Annotated in this window: 18 protein-coding genes and 2 pseudogenes; 2 read left to right on the top strand and 18 right to left on the bottom strand. The window is 56.9% G+C overall.

All coding sequences use genetic code 11. The features are described 5' to 3' along the window. Window positions 1-200 precede the first annotated feature (200 nt). Complete coding sequence (locus BM172_RS11730; RefSeq protein WP_026633522.1) at window positions 201-938, top strand: 16S rRNA (uracil(1498)-N(3))-methyltransferase; 738 nt, start codon at window positions 201-203, stop codon at window positions 936-938. Window positions 939-947: 9 nt separating this feature from the next. Here BM172_RS11730 and BM172_RS11725 read toward each other — a convergent pair whose 3' ends face one another. The 4 genes from BM172_RS11725 to BM172_RS11710 are packed head-to-tail and all read right to left on the bottom strand — an operon-like array spanning window position 948 to window position 2,546. Further along, complete coding sequence (locus BM172_RS11725) at window positions 948-1,346, bottom strand: DUF4279 domain-containing protein (protein ID WP_026633523.1); 399 nt, start codon at window positions 1,344-1,346, stop codon at window positions 948-950. Window positions 1,347-1,379: 33 nt separating this feature from the next. Then, on the bottom strand, window positions 1,380-1,754 hold the full coding sequence (locus BM172_RS11720; RefSeq protein WP_051548321.1) for a tetratricopeptide repeat protein: 375 nt from the start codon (window positions 1,752-1,754) through the stop codon (window positions 1,380-1,382). A gap of 38 nt (window positions 1,755-1,792) precedes the next feature. Next, window positions 1,793-2,131 carry a hypothetical protein gene (locus tag BM172_RS11715; protein WP_143096509.1) on the bottom strand — a complete coding sequence of 113 codons (339 nt, stop codon included), beginning with the start codon at window positions 2,129-2,131 and terminating at the stop codon, window positions 1,793-1,795. Between the two features lie 55 nt (window positions 2,132-2,186). Then, window positions 2,187-2,546: a hypothetical protein gene (locus tag BM172_RS11710; protein ID WP_143096508.1), complete on the bottom strand. Its 360-nt coding sequence runs from the start codon at window positions 2,544-2,546 to the stop codon at window positions 2,187-2,189. 224 nt (window positions 2,547-2,770) lie between these two features. On the opposite strand from BM172_RS11710, the gene BM172_RS11705 reads away from it, so the two are divergent. After that, complete coding sequence (locus BM172_RS11705) at window positions 2,771-3,109, top strand: hypothetical protein (protein ID WP_026633526.1); 339 nt, start codon at window positions 2,771-2,773, stop codon at window positions 3,107-3,109. A 67-nt stretch (window positions 3,110-3,176) separates the two neighbouring features. Here the strand turns inward: BM172_RS11705 and BM172_RS11700 are convergent, their stop codons facing one another. From BM172_RS11700 to BM172_RS11650, 14 genes and pseudogenes are all read right to left on the bottom strand, one after another. Continuing rightward, complete coding sequence (locus BM172_RS11700) at window positions 3,177-3,632, bottom strand: hypothetical protein (protein ID WP_026633527.1); 456 nt, start codon at window positions 3,630-3,632, stop codon at window positions 3,177-3,179. 167 nt (window positions 3,633-3,799) lie between these two features. After that, on the bottom strand, window positions 3,800-4,582 hold the full coding sequence (locus tag BM172_RS11695; protein ID WP_143096507.1) for a hypothetical protein: 783 nt from the start codon (window positions 4,580-4,582) through the stop codon (window positions 3,800-3,802). Between the two features lie 43 nt (window positions 4,583-4,625). Next, window positions 4,626-5,030, bottom strand: a complete 405-nt coding sequence (locus BM172_RS11690; RefSeq protein WP_026633529.1) for a barstar family protein — start codon at window positions 5,028-5,030, stop codon at window positions 4,626-4,628. 33 nt (window positions 5,031-5,063) lie between these two features. Further along, entirely contained in the window at window positions 5,064-5,567 is a 504-nt protein-coding gene (locus tag BM172_RS11685) for a hypothetical protein (RefSeq protein WP_143096506.1), read from the bottom strand. A 344-nt stretch (window positions 5,568-5,911) separates the two neighbouring features. Further along, a complete protein-coding gene (locus BM172_RS22170) occupies window positions 5,912-6,298 on the bottom strand; it encodes a hypothetical protein (protein WP_143096505.1) in 387 nt (128 codons plus the stop codon). Continuing rightward, window positions 6,295-10,908, bottom strand: a complete 4,614-nt coding sequence (locus tag BM172_RS11680; protein ID WP_081805003.1) for an RHS repeat-associated core domain-containing protein — start codon at window positions 10,906-10,908, stop codon at window positions 6,295-6,297. Before BM172_RS11680 ends, BM172_RS22170 begins: the two co-directional genes overlap by 4 nt. Window positions 10,909-11,310: 402 nt before the next feature. After that, a complete protein-coding gene (locus BM172_RS11675; RefSeq protein WP_051548323.1) occupies window positions 11,311-11,688 on the bottom strand; it encodes a DDE-type integrase/transposase/recombinase in 378 nt (125 codons plus the stop codon). Beyond that, window positions 11,689-11,898, bottom strand: coding sequence for a hypothetical protein (locus BM172_RS22525; protein ID WP_366236312.1), 210 nt, complete (start codon window positions 11,896-11,898; stop codon window positions 11,689-11,691). Window positions 11,899-12,131: 233 nt separating this feature from the next. Then, window positions 12,132-12,518, bottom strand: a complete 387-nt coding sequence (locus BM172_RS22165; RefSeq protein WP_143096504.1) for a hypothetical protein — start codon at window positions 12,516-12,518, stop codon at window positions 12,132-12,134. Window positions 12,519-12,760: 242 nt separating this feature from the next. Continuing rightward, window positions 12,761-13,279, bottom strand: a complete 519-nt coding sequence (locus BM172_RS11665) for a hypothetical protein (RefSeq protein ID WP_026633531.1) — start codon at window positions 13,277-13,279, stop codon at window positions 12,761-12,763. A gap of 19 nt (window positions 13,280-13,298) precedes the next feature. Next, window positions 13,299-13,805 carry a hypothetical protein gene (locus tag BM172_RS11660; protein WP_143096503.1) on the bottom strand — a complete coding sequence of 169 codons (507 nt, stop codon included), beginning with the start codon at window positions 13,803-13,805 and terminating at the stop codon, window positions 13,299-13,301. Between the two features lie 177 nt (window positions 13,806-13,982). Then, a pseudogene (locus BM172_RS22975) lies at window positions 13,983-14,114 on the bottom strand (DUF7660 family protein); the annotation flags it as partial. Between the two features lie 199 nt (window positions 14,115-14,313). After that, entirely contained in the window at window positions 14,314-14,832 is a 519-nt protein-coding gene (locus BM172_RS11655) for an Imm42 family immunity protein (RefSeq protein WP_026633533.1), read from the bottom strand. After that, window positions 14,833-15,555: pseudogene (locus BM172_RS11650) on the bottom strand (RHS repeat-associated core domain-containing protein); the annotation flags it as partial. Window positions 15,556-15,570 lie beyond the last annotated feature (15 nt).

Here is a 15,570-nt window from a genome sequence, read left to right as displayed (position 1 = left end):
GCGACACGCACAAACGCTGCGACTGCGTCCTCAACCTCCAGGGTGGAACCCTTCTCCCTCCGGGAGAAGGTGGCGGCAGCCGGATGAGGGTCCGGGCGGAGCAGTGCACACCACCCTGGCCCTCGCCCGCCCCTAGACGCGCTAAGCGTCTCAGCCTCAACGATCCCGCTAACATAGAGCTTTCCCCCCACCCACCCGCCATGCGCACCATCCGCATCCACGTCCCCCACCCCCTCGCCACCGCAACCGAATTCGCCCTACCCACCCAGGCCGGCGAACACGTCGCCCGCGTACTGCGCATGACCGTCGGCGATGCCTTGGTGTTGTTCAACGGCGACGGCAACGACTACGCCGCCACCATCACCGCGGTTGGCAAACGCGAAGTGAGCGTGCGCGTCGACAGCAGCGAGCGCGTCAACAACGAATCCCCGTTGCGCCTGACCCTGGCCCAGGGCATCGCGCGCGGCGAAAAGATGGACCTGATCGTGCAGAAGGCCACCGAGCTGGGCGTCGCGCGCATCGTGCCGCTGCATACCGAGCGCTCGGAAGTGAAGCTCGATGCTGCGCGCGCTGAGAAGCGCCTGGCGCATTGGCGTGCCGTGGCCGAGAGCGCGTGCGAACAGAGCGGGCGATCTGTCGTGCCGGAAATCACGCCGGCGTTGCCGTTGGAAGCCTGGCTGCGCGATCTTCCGGCCGACGATGGCGCACTACGGTTGGCGTTGCTGCCTGAGGGCACAGTGCAGGCACGTGCGCTGAGCTTTCCGCCGAGCGGAGGCCTACTGGTGGTCGGGCCGGAAGGAGGGCTGGGTGAGCGTGACGTCAGCGCGCTCAGCGCGGCGGCATTTCAAGGATTGCGGTTGGGACCGCGCATCTTGCGTACTGAGACCGCAGGGTTAGCCGCGCTGGCGGCATTGCAGGCACTGCACGGCGACATCTGAAGCCTCGACTCACGAATCGGCTGATCTGTAGCTGCTCAACGCAACCGGAATGCCAAAGTCCGCCAGCTCACGGAGCAAATCAGACGAGAGCCGCGGACCTCCATCGAAAGAGTCCTGAAAATGCCCGCACCACCAGCAGGCATCGAAGCGCTTCGCAAACCCGGAAATAAGGTCACGCTTCGGAAGAAGCTCTCGTATGAGGCTATTCAATCCAACTTCGAGTGAAGTCCACTCCTCGCCAGCCGCACCTTCGTACGACCAAGTTGCCTGATCGAAACTGCTTGATGCGGTCCGGCGCTCGCCCACCTGGAGCACGCGCGTGGGCTGAATGCCCATCGCCTCGGTGATTTCCGCAGGCGAAAGATCCTTTCCGGAGATGCGGAACTCTACCGTGTAGAAATCTGCCATCCAGCCATCCTTTGTTCGGGCAATGGAAAGGAACTAATAGAGCTTCTCCAGAAGTTCCAGCGCGTCCTCGTCGCCTAGTTTCTCAGCGACAAGCAGCCAATAGCGCGCCCATCTGGAGTTGTCCCGATTCAAATAGCTCACGGCCAGGTTATAGGCCGCTTCCGAGCTTCCCCTGTCAATTGCGCGTCTGTACCAGTAGCGCGCTGCCTGGAAGTCGCTTCTGACGCCATCCCCGGCATCGTAGATATTCGCCAGGTTGACCTGCGCTTCGATCACGCCGGCCGCCGCCGCTTGCTTGAAGAGCTTTGCGGCGCGGCTGCGCTGACCTGCCTCATAAAGATCGCAAGCCGCTTCCAGTACCGTCCGTGGGTCACGGTGCCGCGATGCTTCCGTATTTGACCTCGCCATAACGCCCACCTTTGGATCAATACCGTCGTACGCGCGACTCAACTCGAACAGGGAAAGCCCACCACCTCCAGAGCCAAGCCAGCATCGGCGAGCAGCTTGATGACCTCCCGTGGAAGTGAAACCACAAAGGCAGCCACTTCGTCCGGACTGAAGTAGACGGCAACGCGAAGTTCCCCGCCCTTTGGCAGATCGGTGACAGCAGAACGGAGAGAGCTAACAAAATAGACAATCGCTTGCTCGATAAGAGTTATGGATACGCCATCCATCAACTCAATCGAGATTCCTGCATTGGCCAGGGACTCCATTCTAAAGGGCGCCCCCAAAGCGGACAGGTTTTCGTGTTTTCCGAGAAATGAAGCAACGACTTTGATTTCCATATGATCGCCGGCTGTTTTCTGAACTGCGTGACACGAGACCGAATCGCAGTACTGACTAGCGAAGCACCCGGATAGCGGCAGGCTCATAAAAGCCATCCACACGCAGGATGTAATAGACGGAACCTACCTTCGCCCCCATCTCGCAACCCTCTGCGAGAATCTTCAGCTGCTCCGTCCCCCACCAGTGCTCGACCCGCCAATTCTCATAGTCCTTGGCACAGGCACTTTCGTCCGGCTTGCCAAGCATGGCGTATACATCGGCCCGTGTCCTGACCGACGAAGCCCTCGTCCACGATGCCGATGGCGCAACCAACGCGGTGATAGCCACCGGATAGGCATACCGCCAAAGCATCAGACCCAAGACCGCCAGCAACGAGAAGCCGCCAACCCAGCGCCCGACCTTTCTGCGATCCACCGCTTTCTCCCAGGCCACTAGCGCCGAAGCCTCACCTACATGCGCAGCACCTTAGCGCCACATGTCCATCAGCTTTACCTGACAGACATCCCCTTTCCGTTTGATTAGTTTTGTTGCGTCGTCCGCACATCGCGACGACCACGGCACCGACGCCGCGCAGCGCGGGCCGGATGGGTTGCACCCCACCCGACCCGCTGACCACAACCAACTGGATAGAGTTGACCATGGCTACCATCGATCATAAGTCAGACCTGCACTCGCTTCCCACCGAGCCTTATCCCACCAGCCCACTGGCTCGCCCCTACGACGTCCCCGACGACATGGAAGATTCTCACCAGCGCCTGCTCACTCGCCTCGCCGGCATCAGCATGGCAGTGAACGTACTCACCGGCCTGCTCGCCAACAGCGAAGCCTTCCGCGACCAGCAAACCAGCACCGAGCCACCCGCCTCCGGCGAATGGCCGTTGCCACCCAGCTGTGTGGAAGGAATCTTCTTAGCGATCTTTCACCTGAGCCACTACGCCGAATCGCTCAGCCTCAGCCAGGCCTACGAGCCCGTGTAATCGATGCAAGCCCAAGGCACGCCGCACCGCGGCGTGCCTTGACTGAATCCGACCGACACGGGGGGACTTACCTGACGTGGTAAAGCACCGCCGCACCCGGCTTCGCCTCGAATGCCGGCACCGTTTGCTGTTTAAGCACGTTCCCATTCGCATCCCACACCAACGTGTCCTGCGGATACTCGTCCTTGCGCGTCATCGCGTCGACCTGCTTCACGATCACAGTCGAGGCCTCCTTGATCTGAGGATTCCACGCGAAAACACCCACCCGACCATAGAACACCGCAGGCGTATCGGCACCGAGACGACGATCAGGACACAGCACCAAGCCACGCTCCAGCATCACGCGCAATGCGCCGACAGGGACGGTCTTCAAGGTCGGCTTCGTGAGGTCGGTGCTATGCCCTGGGCAGACATTAGCGGAACGGGTGACCATGTCTTCAACGACTTCGCGATCCGATTGAGCGAAAGCCGGCATGGCTGCGACGGCAAGAACGAACAGGCCTACAGGTGCAATCCTCGACATGCGTGTCACTCCTTTGCTGGGGTGACCGAGGGTAGCAAGAAGGCGTTAATCCTAAGTGATGCGCTCGAAGGCAAGGATCATCTGGTTCTTTTGGATACTCAGGCCGCCCTGTTGACCAGGCACGCCCCACGCCCCTTACATGCAGCACTCATCCATCGCATCGCGACTCACTCCACTCGAATTCGTGGACGCGAATATGCAATACGCACCACTCTATCGTTAGCGAAATAGACAACATAAGACGCGCCCGCGGGCTTTACGTGGCTCACTTCAAATGACCATATGTCATAACTGATGGGCGTGCCCTGAACTTTCCCCTCAGGGGCATCCAAGTCAAACCAAACCCCATTAGCCGAAGCCACCACTTCTCGGACAGACAGAGCGTGATTTGTCGCGAGCAGACGCCTGAGAGCCAGCAGGAATTCATGCGGGCGCTCATCCGAGTAGGCACTCAATGGATCCTTGTCCGCCCCCTCTGAAGCCAAGAACCCGCGTTGGCTTAGCGTGTACACGACACGCACGCGATCATTGTCGAACAAAGCCAGAGCGTGGCCACTCTTCGGCAATACCAGGGAATCAGAATTACTAAAATTGACGGAAGGCTCTTGGTACAGCACAGGCTTAATGGCATGCACCGCCTCCTGCCTTGCGATCGAAAGCACTTGCTCTTTCGTCATGCCGACAGAGAATTCCCCTGCACTACCCGACACAACGTCCCTGGACTCTACAAATGCATCGTTGGCACAGCCCACAACGAGCGTCATGTGGAGCAGCAAGCCGATCCACATCGGGACAGCGAAAATATCAAATTTGTGCCTTTCTTTGCCCTGGCTTCTCATCGCTCGCATCTGGTGGAAATTAGGGGATCGTGTCGCTTCATGGGGCTCACCTTTGAAGATCTTGCAACCAAAGCCCGGGTTGCCGCCACGGCGTCGCGCACCAAGCATCACCGCTTAACATTCCACTGATCAACGCTCCAATCTAGTCGGGCGACTACAAAGCCGACGATGCAACGATCAGTTGAACGGGCCGATGTCCGTTATAGCTCGGGTCAGCGAGCGTCTCCGAAATATCGCGGAGCACCGCTAGTGCCATTTGATAGCCAGCCCGATCATTGCGCTCCATGCATACAACCCCGGGCCAGACAATGGCCACCTTCGGATTGCCGCTTGAATACAACCCGGAACAAAGCGAATCGGAAAGAGCGTCCCAGTTCCAGGAGGTACTCACGGGTGGGTCCAGCGGGAGCACAGCTCTCACCGCCTCAAAGAAGTCAGCTGTGCCGCTGATATCTGCCGGCAGGTGAAAGAGCACCCATCCATCGGTAGCCAATAGACACGCCATCGTCTGCAACGAAGCGTGGTCTTCAAAGATGCGAAGACCGTGCTCGCTGTCCATCGCTGATATCTCCAATACCTTACGCGGCCAAGCCTAGGCTTGGCTCCTGGCTATTTTTGCAATCCTGATTTTTTGAGCAAAAAGCTCAATTCCCTCTAGCAGAATCTCTCGCACCACTTCTATGTCGCGTGCCGACAATTGAACCCGTTGTACGTCAACCCACGACGCAACCTCACTTTGGGAGAACAACCGCGAGTAAACCTCCCGGTGAGACTCAAGGAACATCGTTCCTCCACCACCAAATGTGTGGTGGAGATCGGTCAACAGATTCCATATGTCCAGGGCGAGATCGCCTTCAAGAACAACTTCTCTTCCCGCCCCTTCAACAGCGGAGTCAAGATCAAAGAAGCTCTCAATCTCCACTTGAGCATTGGGAAATATCGCCCCCACTTCCCGCATCAATTCATCTTTACCATGGCAAGAAAAAATTAAACACCCGTTATTCGTCAAGAATAGGTCGCATCCGTTCTCTGGGGAAACCCAGCCAAGCCAAATGACCTCGCCTTTTAGCGCAATCTTGACTGGAAATACTTCCATTTTTTGCTCGCCCTACGATATAGAGCCAGAGGTAATTGAGATACCAACACTAGATTGGGAATAGACGCAGCTAGCCCCCTGATGACCCGAAAAATTAGCCGGCGGCTCACGGGAAAACCAGATCACTTTACGTCTCCCGCTCCCTTTGATTCGAAATCCCTTCGGCTAAACGGGAAATGGTTCACTTCCCTCCATCCATAAGTGAATCCGACCCCGTTCTTGGCCCTCGGTGAACGGTGGCCATCGTGTCCTGCGGATACTCATCCTTGCGCGTCATTGCATCGACCTTATTCACCGCCACCGCAACTGCGCCTTCCTACACCAGTGAGTCTTCAGCCATTCGCTTATTTATGTATCTCTGCCTCAACATCATAGTTGATCCGGTCCACTTTATAGACCACCGCACCCTTTACGCCCCCCCTCTCATACGGCCTAGGAGAGAAGGTGAAAATGTATGACCTTGAATCGCCAGACAACGCCACTCGATAATTAGAAGGAGATTTTATGAATGCTGCAAACTCCTTGTCCGGTGATTCTTGATTAGCTAGCGAGCGGAGGAAGACCTCATATGCGAGCCCACCCGCCTTGAGTAGTTGCGCATCAACAATTACTCCGGAGCGACTCACGACAGCAGTACGTGCGCCATCGCCATTCTTGCCATACATGTAGCCGGCAACAGTTGCCGCGCTCAGACTCGCCGCCCCCAGCGCAATCGCAAAGACCCTCTTCATAGGCACCTGCCGTACGGCGGTGTCTTAGGGGAACTCAAGAGCACCGTGTCGCCGCGATAGTACATTTTCGTTTCCCCATGAGTAGTGCCAAGAAAGCCGTAGATTGGGCCTCCGTTTTCACCACCATTGTCGTTGGAATTCGTATCCTGCTCCGTAAAGTCATCGTCCCATGGGGATCCGGATGGCGCGCCATGCGTGTGATAGTCACCTACTTTTGCGTGGAATAGAGGCGCGGTACCGGTGTCTACATATGTAGCCGTACCAATATTTGGCTCCGTATATGAGTAACCACCATCCCAAGTGCGATAGATCGTTCCACCATATTCCAAGTTAGAGCTTATTGAGGCATTGATAACATCGCCAACTGCCGCCATGCCGGCCGCGGAAATAGATGGATACCAATCTCCTGGGGCAAGCCCGAGCGGGTCTATCGCCTTCAAGGGCGAATTACCCACGTACACATATACGCCCAGACCTCCGGCCAAACCAATTGGATCGCCCTGCAAATAGCGACCAGACGCAGATTCATAATCGCGATGGGTGTTATTGTGCAGACCAGACTCGATGTCGTAATACTGGCCTCGGAAACGCAAGTTAAGGCCCATCCCGACCGTTGAGGCAGCCTTCTCGCCAAACGGGTTCGCTTGATAACTCCACTGCCAAACGACAGCTCCCGTACCTTCCGTGACCACTCGCGGCGTGCCCAGAGCGTCTGCGTGCACATAGCTCACGGTGCTAGTGCCACCAGTCGTATCCACCACCGACACCGGCAAATTATCCAGCCAGACATAGCTACGGCTACTCGCACCGTACTCGCCGATAAGCTGACTGCCTTCATCGTAGGCGAAGCGCTGATTGGCCGTAGCCGCCTTGGCCACGCGCTCGCCCATCGCGTTGTAGGTGTAGTTGGCAACGGTCTGTCCGTTCCGCTGCACCACCGCCATGCGATTGCGATCGTTGTAGCCGTAGCCGAAGGTGTCGCCGCCGCTGGAGGTTCCCGTCGTATTGCCATTGGCGTCGTAGGTGCGGGCACTACTGCCAATGCTCGTCAGCCAGTGCGTACCCGCCTGATAGCCATACGTGCCGGTCGCTAGCCCATTGCTCGTCTTGCTGAGACGGTCACCCGTCTTGTTGTAGGTGTAAGCCTCGATGGCTTGCCCCTGAGCGTCCTTGAGACCAGTCAGGCGATACAGCGGATCGTAGCTGTAGGTCTCGATCGCCGGATTGGCGCCCGACGCATTGCCCAGCGCCGTGATGTTGCCCATCGCGTCGCGGGCGAAGTGCAGGTTCAGGGCCGGGCTGACGACGTCCATCACCGCGTAGTTGGCATCGTAGGTGCGCGTGATGGTCTGGCCGTTGCCCAGGGTGTAGCTGAGGATCGGGCCGAATGGCAGGTAGCTCACGTTGGTGACGACGTTGCCGGCACCGGCACCGCCGGCGCCGGGCGTCAGTACCGTGACGGCGTTGATACGGCCCGCCCCATCCCTTCCGTACTGCGTAGCTGTGCCATCCGGCGCACCGATGCTCGCCAGGCGATCGGCCACGGTGTAGGTGTAGCTGACCGTGTCGACGTTCGTGCCCTGGCTTTGGCGCTTCGTTACCACGTTACCGCGAGCGTCGTAGCAATAGACCGTCGTGACGGCGGTTTCCACGACGCTGGTCAGGCGACCGACCGGATAGGAGCCTACGCAACCAGTGACGCTGTCGGCCTCGTCGTAGCGGTAGCTGACGTTCTCGGCGCTGGTCTGGTAGGTGGTGGCGGTGAGGCGGTTCAGGGCGTCGTAGGTGCTGTGGCTGACGACGTTGCGCGCATCCGTGGCCTGGATCCGGTTGCCGGCGGCGTCATAGACAAAGCTCGACGTCCCCGTATCCGGACTGTGCACCGCCGTGGCATTACCCAAGCCGTCGTAGTCGTAGGTCGTGTTAAGACCATCCGGATCGCTCACGCCCTGCAGCTCATCGCGTGGGCCATAGGCGAACACACTCTGCGTGTTCTGCGTGGCGGTGTCAGTGCCGTTGTAGTTGTCGAGGGTGCTGACCAGGCGATTGAGGGCGTCGTAGCCCTGCTTGCGCTGGACGCCCAGCGCGTCGGCACTGCGCACCAGGTTGCCGTTGGCGTCATAGCTGTCGGTGAAGCTGGCGTCGAACACCGTCCGGTTGAGGCCGTCCTTGATGCCGGTCAGCTGGCCCAGGGTGTTGTAGCTGCGGGCCAGGGAACGGCGCAGGGTATTGCTCGCGTCGAAGGTCTCTTCCTTGGTCTTATTGCCGGCGCCGTCCAGCGTGTAGTGAATCCGATTGCCCAGAGCATCGGTGATGTCGGTGAGGCGATGGGCGGCATCGTAGGTGTAGGTGACCTGGACGCCATCCGGGTCTGTCACCGAGGCGACAGCACCATACGGCGTGTAGCCGATCTGGGTGGTGGCGTCGTTAGATGAGGGCGCGCCGTTGGCGTTGGCGCGGACGGTACGGGTCAGCAGCCAGCCGCGCGCATGGTAGGTCGAATCGGTCACGACGCCGTTGGCATCGCGCACGCGGACCACACGACCGTTCTTGTCGTAGGCCACTATCGTACTGACATGGCCCAAAGCATCGGTGACTTGATAGAGATCGCCGGCGCGATGGCAGACACCGCCGACCATGCCACAGCCGGACTCGTCAATGCTCAAGTAATAGCTGTAATGCGTCGTGCTGGTTAGATCGGTTCGCGGCCCGGTCACATTCAATAGCAAACCTACCAACGGGCACTGCGTGCTATCCACGGCATCGCAGTAGGCATACGTCCAGCGGCGCACCCCCGCGGGCACCACCCCCGTGACAGCACAGACATAGGCAGCAGCTCCAGCTATCGCAGGATCGACCTCGCAACGAGCCAACGCCTGACCGATCGCGTTATAGACCCAACCCGTCTTCGTCACCGGGTTACCGTTGCCATCCAACATGGAACGGCTCAGCGGTACCCTCAGCGCGGTATCCCAGGTCGTATTGATCGTGCGCTGGCTCGACTGTCCCTGCGCATCCACCTGCTGGGCTCGAAGGTTCGCGCTGTTGTAAACGGTTATGGTTGTGTTGCCATTGAAATCGACATATTTGGCGGGATTGGCATTGGCATCGTATTCCCGCGTTTTCCACCACTGACCGCAATCACTACCGCAAGGCTGGTCCAGACTCGCGACACGAGCAAGTCCACTGGCGGCAGCAAATCCGAGTGAAGACACACCGCCCAACGGATACGTCACTGAGGAAGTGCCATCGCTATTGTAGGCAATCTGCACGGATCCAATGCCATTGGAGAATGCCGAACCCGTCGCCCTTCCGGAAGCATCGAAGGTTGAGTTCTCGTAGCGCGTCGCCGCCTCATCAATCACGCCCGTCATCGCACTGGGAAGATTGGCACCTCCCGTGAGCGAGGACTCGTTATAGACGTACTGCCGCATTTTTGTGTCAGGGTATTTAACAGACGTGAGGTTGCCGATCGTGTCGTAGGCGTATGCCCAGCTCGAACCGTCTGGCGACGTGAACTGTACGAGCTGCCCCTTCCCGTTATAGGTAAATCCAAGCTCCCGCCCTGCAGAATCCGCAACCGAAAGAAGGAAGCCGGCACCCGGGGCAACAGCGGCGGAGGTCTGGGCTGTGCTGTACGTCAATGTGACTCCTCGACCCGTAATGTCCTTTACGGATTGGAGGCGCCCCATTGAGTCATATACTTCGGTATGCCGTAGCGCAGCGACAAACAAAGAGAAGCTCGAAGGCTGACCTTGTGTGTCATCAGTTTCGAAGAGTCGGTCATTGATATCAGAGTCAGTCGTCCATGCTCCATTGCCGACCTTCTTGAACGTTTCACGCTTTCCATCCGGCCGCGACACGATGGCGACAGACGCAGTATCCCCAGGGAAGTACTGCACCGTCCGATCAAAGCTATGCCGCCAGTTGGCGCCCATGGCATTGGAAGTCGCGGCGGTCGAACTGTTGTAGAAGCGGCGGAACGTCAGCCAGCTCCCATCCGAGAAGTCCTCGGCCTCCTCGTATTTATTACCGGTAGCCGTATTGATCGGGTCGCCGGCCATCACCGGCGGCAATGGAGCTTGAGGCGCGCCATTGGCCTTGCTGCAATCGCCCTGCCCCTCTCCACCGTCGCAGCCAGCGCCGTTCCCTAGATTCTTCGGAGGGCTATACGGCCCAGCGGAAAGGCACTGATGCGTGGTGTCGTCCCAGATGGCGTCCTGATTGCACTGATACTCTACGATTTCATTACCAATCGTAGTGTGGGGGCTGTAGTAGTAGCCATAAGCAAGTGTATAGCCATTCGGAATCGCCCCTTTATTTACGTTCCCTATAAAGGAGACCGTATAGTCATAAACGGCGACCCAATTATTAATGCAATCGACGGCCTCGGCCTTCGAATTGAACCACGCGTTGTAGCATGGGCCGTTGCTATCTGGCGCCCGCCAATTCTGAGCAGCGCGAGATTCTCCTGGTGCGAACAGAAGGACCAAGGCCAGGAAGCCCAGGAACATCGCCGCCAACGATGAGCGTGCGAATCCGAACATAGAAGATCCCGTTGCCACACGCATGCTCCCTGCTTGACCTTGGCCGTTGCTCGATGTCGTCATTTGCGCCGCTCCTTTAGCCAATGCCAGGACACAAAAAAACCGAGTCCGCCTTCGCGCCCTCGGTTCCGGCCATCTGTACTCAGAATTCTCGTTATCACTGCATCCATCCTTGGATCGATAGCTGCCTAGAATCTAACCCCTCGAGTTCAGCATCTCCGTTAACTGTTCCTCAGTTCCTTGACGGGTCGGAATTGCCGCATGCACTCCCGCATCAATACCTTAAACCCGGGGACAATTCCATTCTATCGAGTGCGGGAATGATCTGTCCGCATTGAGCCGCCTCTCGTTCCCCTTGACTCGAAATCCTTTCAGCTGAACGGAATCTGGTTCACTTCCCGCCATCCATAATTGAATCTGACCTCATTCTTGGTCCATGGCCGATATCTCCAATACTTACGTTGCCTAGGCTTGGCTCCGAGCTGTTTTTGCAGTCCTGATTTTTTGAGCAAAAAGCTCAATGCCCTCCAACAGAACCTCTCGCACCACTTCTATATCGCGTACCGACAGTTGGGCCCTTTTGAATGTCATTCCCTTGCGACTCATACTGACGGTGAGGCCGGCCTCTTGAAGCTGGTGCTGATAGGCCTTGCTGGTGTACTGCGTTCCCTGATCGCTGAGATGAATCGTGCCGCGTGGCGGTTGACGATGAGCCACGGCCATTCTCGACGCGTCGCTAGCCAATGCCTGGCCTGGGCACTGACTCATGGCCCAACCGACGATGCGTCGGCTGTGTAGGTCCAGAATGGTGGCCAGGCAGAGCCACCCCTGCCGGGTAAACACCTAGGTGATATCGGTCACCCAGATCCGGTTGATTCCTTCCCTACCGAACGGCCAAGTCAGACGATTGGGAGCAACCGGCGCACGCTGATAGGCACCCCGCTGCCGTAGGGAGCGACGTCGTCGACGGTTCTGAATAGCGTGGACTTGACGCAGTCGGCGCACACGATGCCGACCATATGTTTCGCCGTGCTGGCGTAGCGCTCGCCAAATGCGATCGGTGCCATAGGCCTCGTGGGCTCTCCATCGAACACCTCCATGCGAGGATTGTCCTCGCTTTAGGGTGTCCGTGAAATCAGGGGCGACTCAAGAGTAGTTAATTCAAGGCACGCCCAACAGTTAGCCGACTACCTTCTACTCCAGTTAACTCCGTTCATCCTCTTAACGCGAAGAAAGGAGACGGCGCTCAAGTAGAACGCCGAGCTCCAACTGCGACGTACTTGAACTCACTTGTTCAACAACAGCGACTTACTAGCCATCCATAACGTACCAACAGATGAATCGCTCAAAACCTTGACCGACACCATCTGATCATCATTTGGTTCGACGCTAGGTTCGATGCTAAGAATCTTTACGGCGTCAGGATCCTGGAAGACAAGGTAGTGCTCGTTTAGATAGGCAAGTGCCGCTTGCTTGTCACCTTGTTTCGCAATTTCTTGGGACTGATGCAGATCAGTCTTTGAACGACAGGCCACGGATGGATGCTTTGCATAAGCGACCATCCCCTCCTTGAGGAGCCCACCATCGGCAGATGGTGCCGTGGGGCCGTGATGACAGGCAGCCATAACTGCCGTCAAGACAGCGACGAGCCAAGCGCGGTGCGGACTTTTCATAAAGCTCTTTCCATTGGAGAAACCAGGTAAAATGGGCAAGTTCATTTCTCGTATAGCAGATGAACCCGCCCCCACTTCTGCAGACCAGCCGCCATCAACGTCCGACCCATCCAGATCGCGTCGGCAGCGGCGCAGCCAGCACTATGTTTGAACTGTCATCGTTCGACTTGGACTGATACGCGCATTCATTGAAGTCCACTCAAATCAAAGAACACCCAAGACGCCCTGAAAGATGTGCGCGGTTACTTCTCTGCCTCCAGCTTTCCAAGCGATTCAAGAGTGAACGAATCCGATGGGATCTTGCAGTTATTGACATCCCTCAGCACCAGCCTGAACTCCTGCGTTCGACCGACTCCGCTGCTGACCAGCTCGTCCAGAGCATAGAAGAACTGCCATTCCTCACCTCTCGGGACGACAACTTTTTTGTCAGGCCCGGCATATTCGGACAGCGTCCAAACGACGTCCTTCCACGAGTCGCCCTCCTTCCGCTGAAGCGAGAGATAGTTGGGATGAACCATCCAGTACTTCTGCTTGTATATGTCAGCAAGTACTGCGATGGATTTACCCGACCCGTTGGATAGAACAAAAACGCCGTAAGGAAGCATCTTCCCGTCGAAGTCCGCGTCTCGTCGCCCAGAAGGCCTGATGCTGACCTGCGATGCGCGAGCAGCACAATCAGTCCCCCAGGGCGAGGCCGCCGCCGGCTGGCCGCAGGTGAAGATCACCAAAGCCGCAACGAAAATTAGCAAGATTGCTCTCATTTATCTCGACCTCACGACCTTACGTAGCTAGGCTCTTGGCCGCCTTTGCAGCTCCGACTCTTTGAGCAAAAAGCTCAACCCCCTCCAAAAGAACCTCTCGCACCACCTCCATGTCGTGTGTCGACAACCGAACTCTCCGGACACCAACGATCGGCGCCGATTCGCTTTGAGAGAACAAGCGTCGATAGACGTCCACGTGACGCTCAGAGAAAGTCGTGTCCGCCCCACCAAAGGTGTGGTAGAGATCGGTCAACAAGTTCCATACATTCAACGCGAAATCGCCTTCAAGGATCAAGTTTTTACTAAATTTGCCAACGATGGAATCGAGATCAAAAAAACTCGCAACACCGAACTGAGCACCGGGAAACATCCTCATCACTTCCCACATCAGATTGTCGCTGCCGTTACACGAAAAAATCAGGCGATCTTCTTTCGTCAAGAAAGAGGCACCCCCATCCTCTGGGGAAACCCAGCCGAGCCAGACAGCTTCTCTGTTTAATGCAATCTCGACTGGAAACACTTCCATTTTCTTTCTCTCTACGGCATGGTGCCTAAGTTGGTTGAACCGAGCTTTCGCGGTGCCATTTGATGCGAAGCGCCTATCATCACACTGATCGCCGCCTCGTCAGCCGAATCCTTCTCGCGGAATCGCCATCCCCTTAGACGCCCCCTGAACTCCGTACGCCGATTGAGTTCCTTTTACTTACTCGTAGATCTTCGAAGCCGATAGCATTGCCTCCACAAACCTCCGTGATGGCTTACCCTTAATGCGAGGACCCATGGCCTCAAGCCAAGCTCGCATTGCCTCCAGAAATTCTATAAGTGTAGGATTTTCCCAGCCTTCTGCTCCCCCTCTTCCAACTCTTTGCGAAGCCGTTCAGTAGTCTGCAAAGCGGATTCGATTGAGCCGGGGTCTTCCGACAAAATTTCCAGCAGGGCCTTCTGCCTCATAGGCGCACCGTTAGAAAAAAGAAGGAATACTCGCACGAAGAGCGATTAACGTCAGACGCACCTTTATCTCGACCCAATATCGCCTATCGCTTATCGCCAGCGGAGATAACAATTCCTTCAAGTGCGGCCACCGCTTCACCAAGCACCTCTTCCATACAGCCGGCGCCCAAGAAAGCATCTCGAATCTCGCCGCCATCCTCCCAAACCAAGTGCTCCCGACCATCCTTATCCTTGACCAGAAGTAAGGCGACATTATCGAATGAAGACATCCCAATGTGAGCCACATGGAAGCGCTCGTATGTCTGCTGATACATCTCCTTTGCGAAGCCAGTCGGGTCACCTCCATACAAAATAGGAGAGGCAAGCCTCAAATAGATCTGGCGCTTATCCATTTCATATAAACCAGGCTCAAATCGGTCCATTGGATTCTCAATGAAATCCCTCATCCAATGCCAGCAGCCTTTAAGGTCAACAGAAAGATCTGACATATCGCCAACTTTCATACCGTCAATCCAAAAAATGAAGCTGCCATAGACCCAGCCATCGATAACCATGGCAACGTCGATCTCCACCGCAAATCGCTCTCGTTGTCCGACGATCATTTAGAGCCCGTCCAATCTTGCCTTAGCATACGGGGTGATGTTTTTAATCCCATCACCCACGCCATCCATACCGCTAAAGTGAGCGGTGCCGTCATTGCCTGCCGAGTAACGATAGATCGTTCCATTCTCATTGCGACCGAACCAAGCCCTAGGATTAGTAGGTGAGCTAGGCACCGCTCTTTCGAAGACGCGTTCTGCATCATTTGGAAGGGGGGTCTTTGCAGGATTGAAGCCCCTCTTACCGGGCACATGCGCCTCGTTGATACTGTATGTCGGCTTAGCCCCTTGATATCGAGGTAACTTTGCTCTTCCAAGGCGCGCGATTGAAGCGACCATCGCCATCTTGCCAGCAGTCTCACTCAGACTGGCAACCGCATCCCAGTACTCCTGAGCACACGGATTCCCAAGCTTCGCCTGAATAGCTCCTTGCGAACGTGCAAGTGTCCCAAACAGCTCCGCACAGAACTGCGGATCATGCATGCACATTGCGTCGACGGTCGTCAGGAATAACCCAAGCGGATCGACATTGCTGGCCGGATTCTGAGCTACATAGCCATACGTTGACAGGCCAGCCCCAATGCCCAAGGGATCGCTTTGGACATAACGTCCACCAGCCGGGTCGTAATGCCGCTGAACGTTGTAGTACAACCCCGACTCTGCATCGTAGTACTGCCCCGGAAAACGCAGGTTGAAAGTCATCCCGGCCGTTGAGGGAGCCTTCTCACCAAACGCATTGGC

Source organism: Dyella marensis (assembly GCF_900112865.1).
Lineage (GTDB): Bacteria > Pseudomonadota > Gammaproteobacteria > Xanthomonadales > Rhodanobacteraceae > Dyella_D > Dyella_D marensis_A.
The sequence above is the reverse complement of the archived record's forward strand: the minus strand, read 5'-3'. Positions and strand labels throughout refer to the sequence as shown.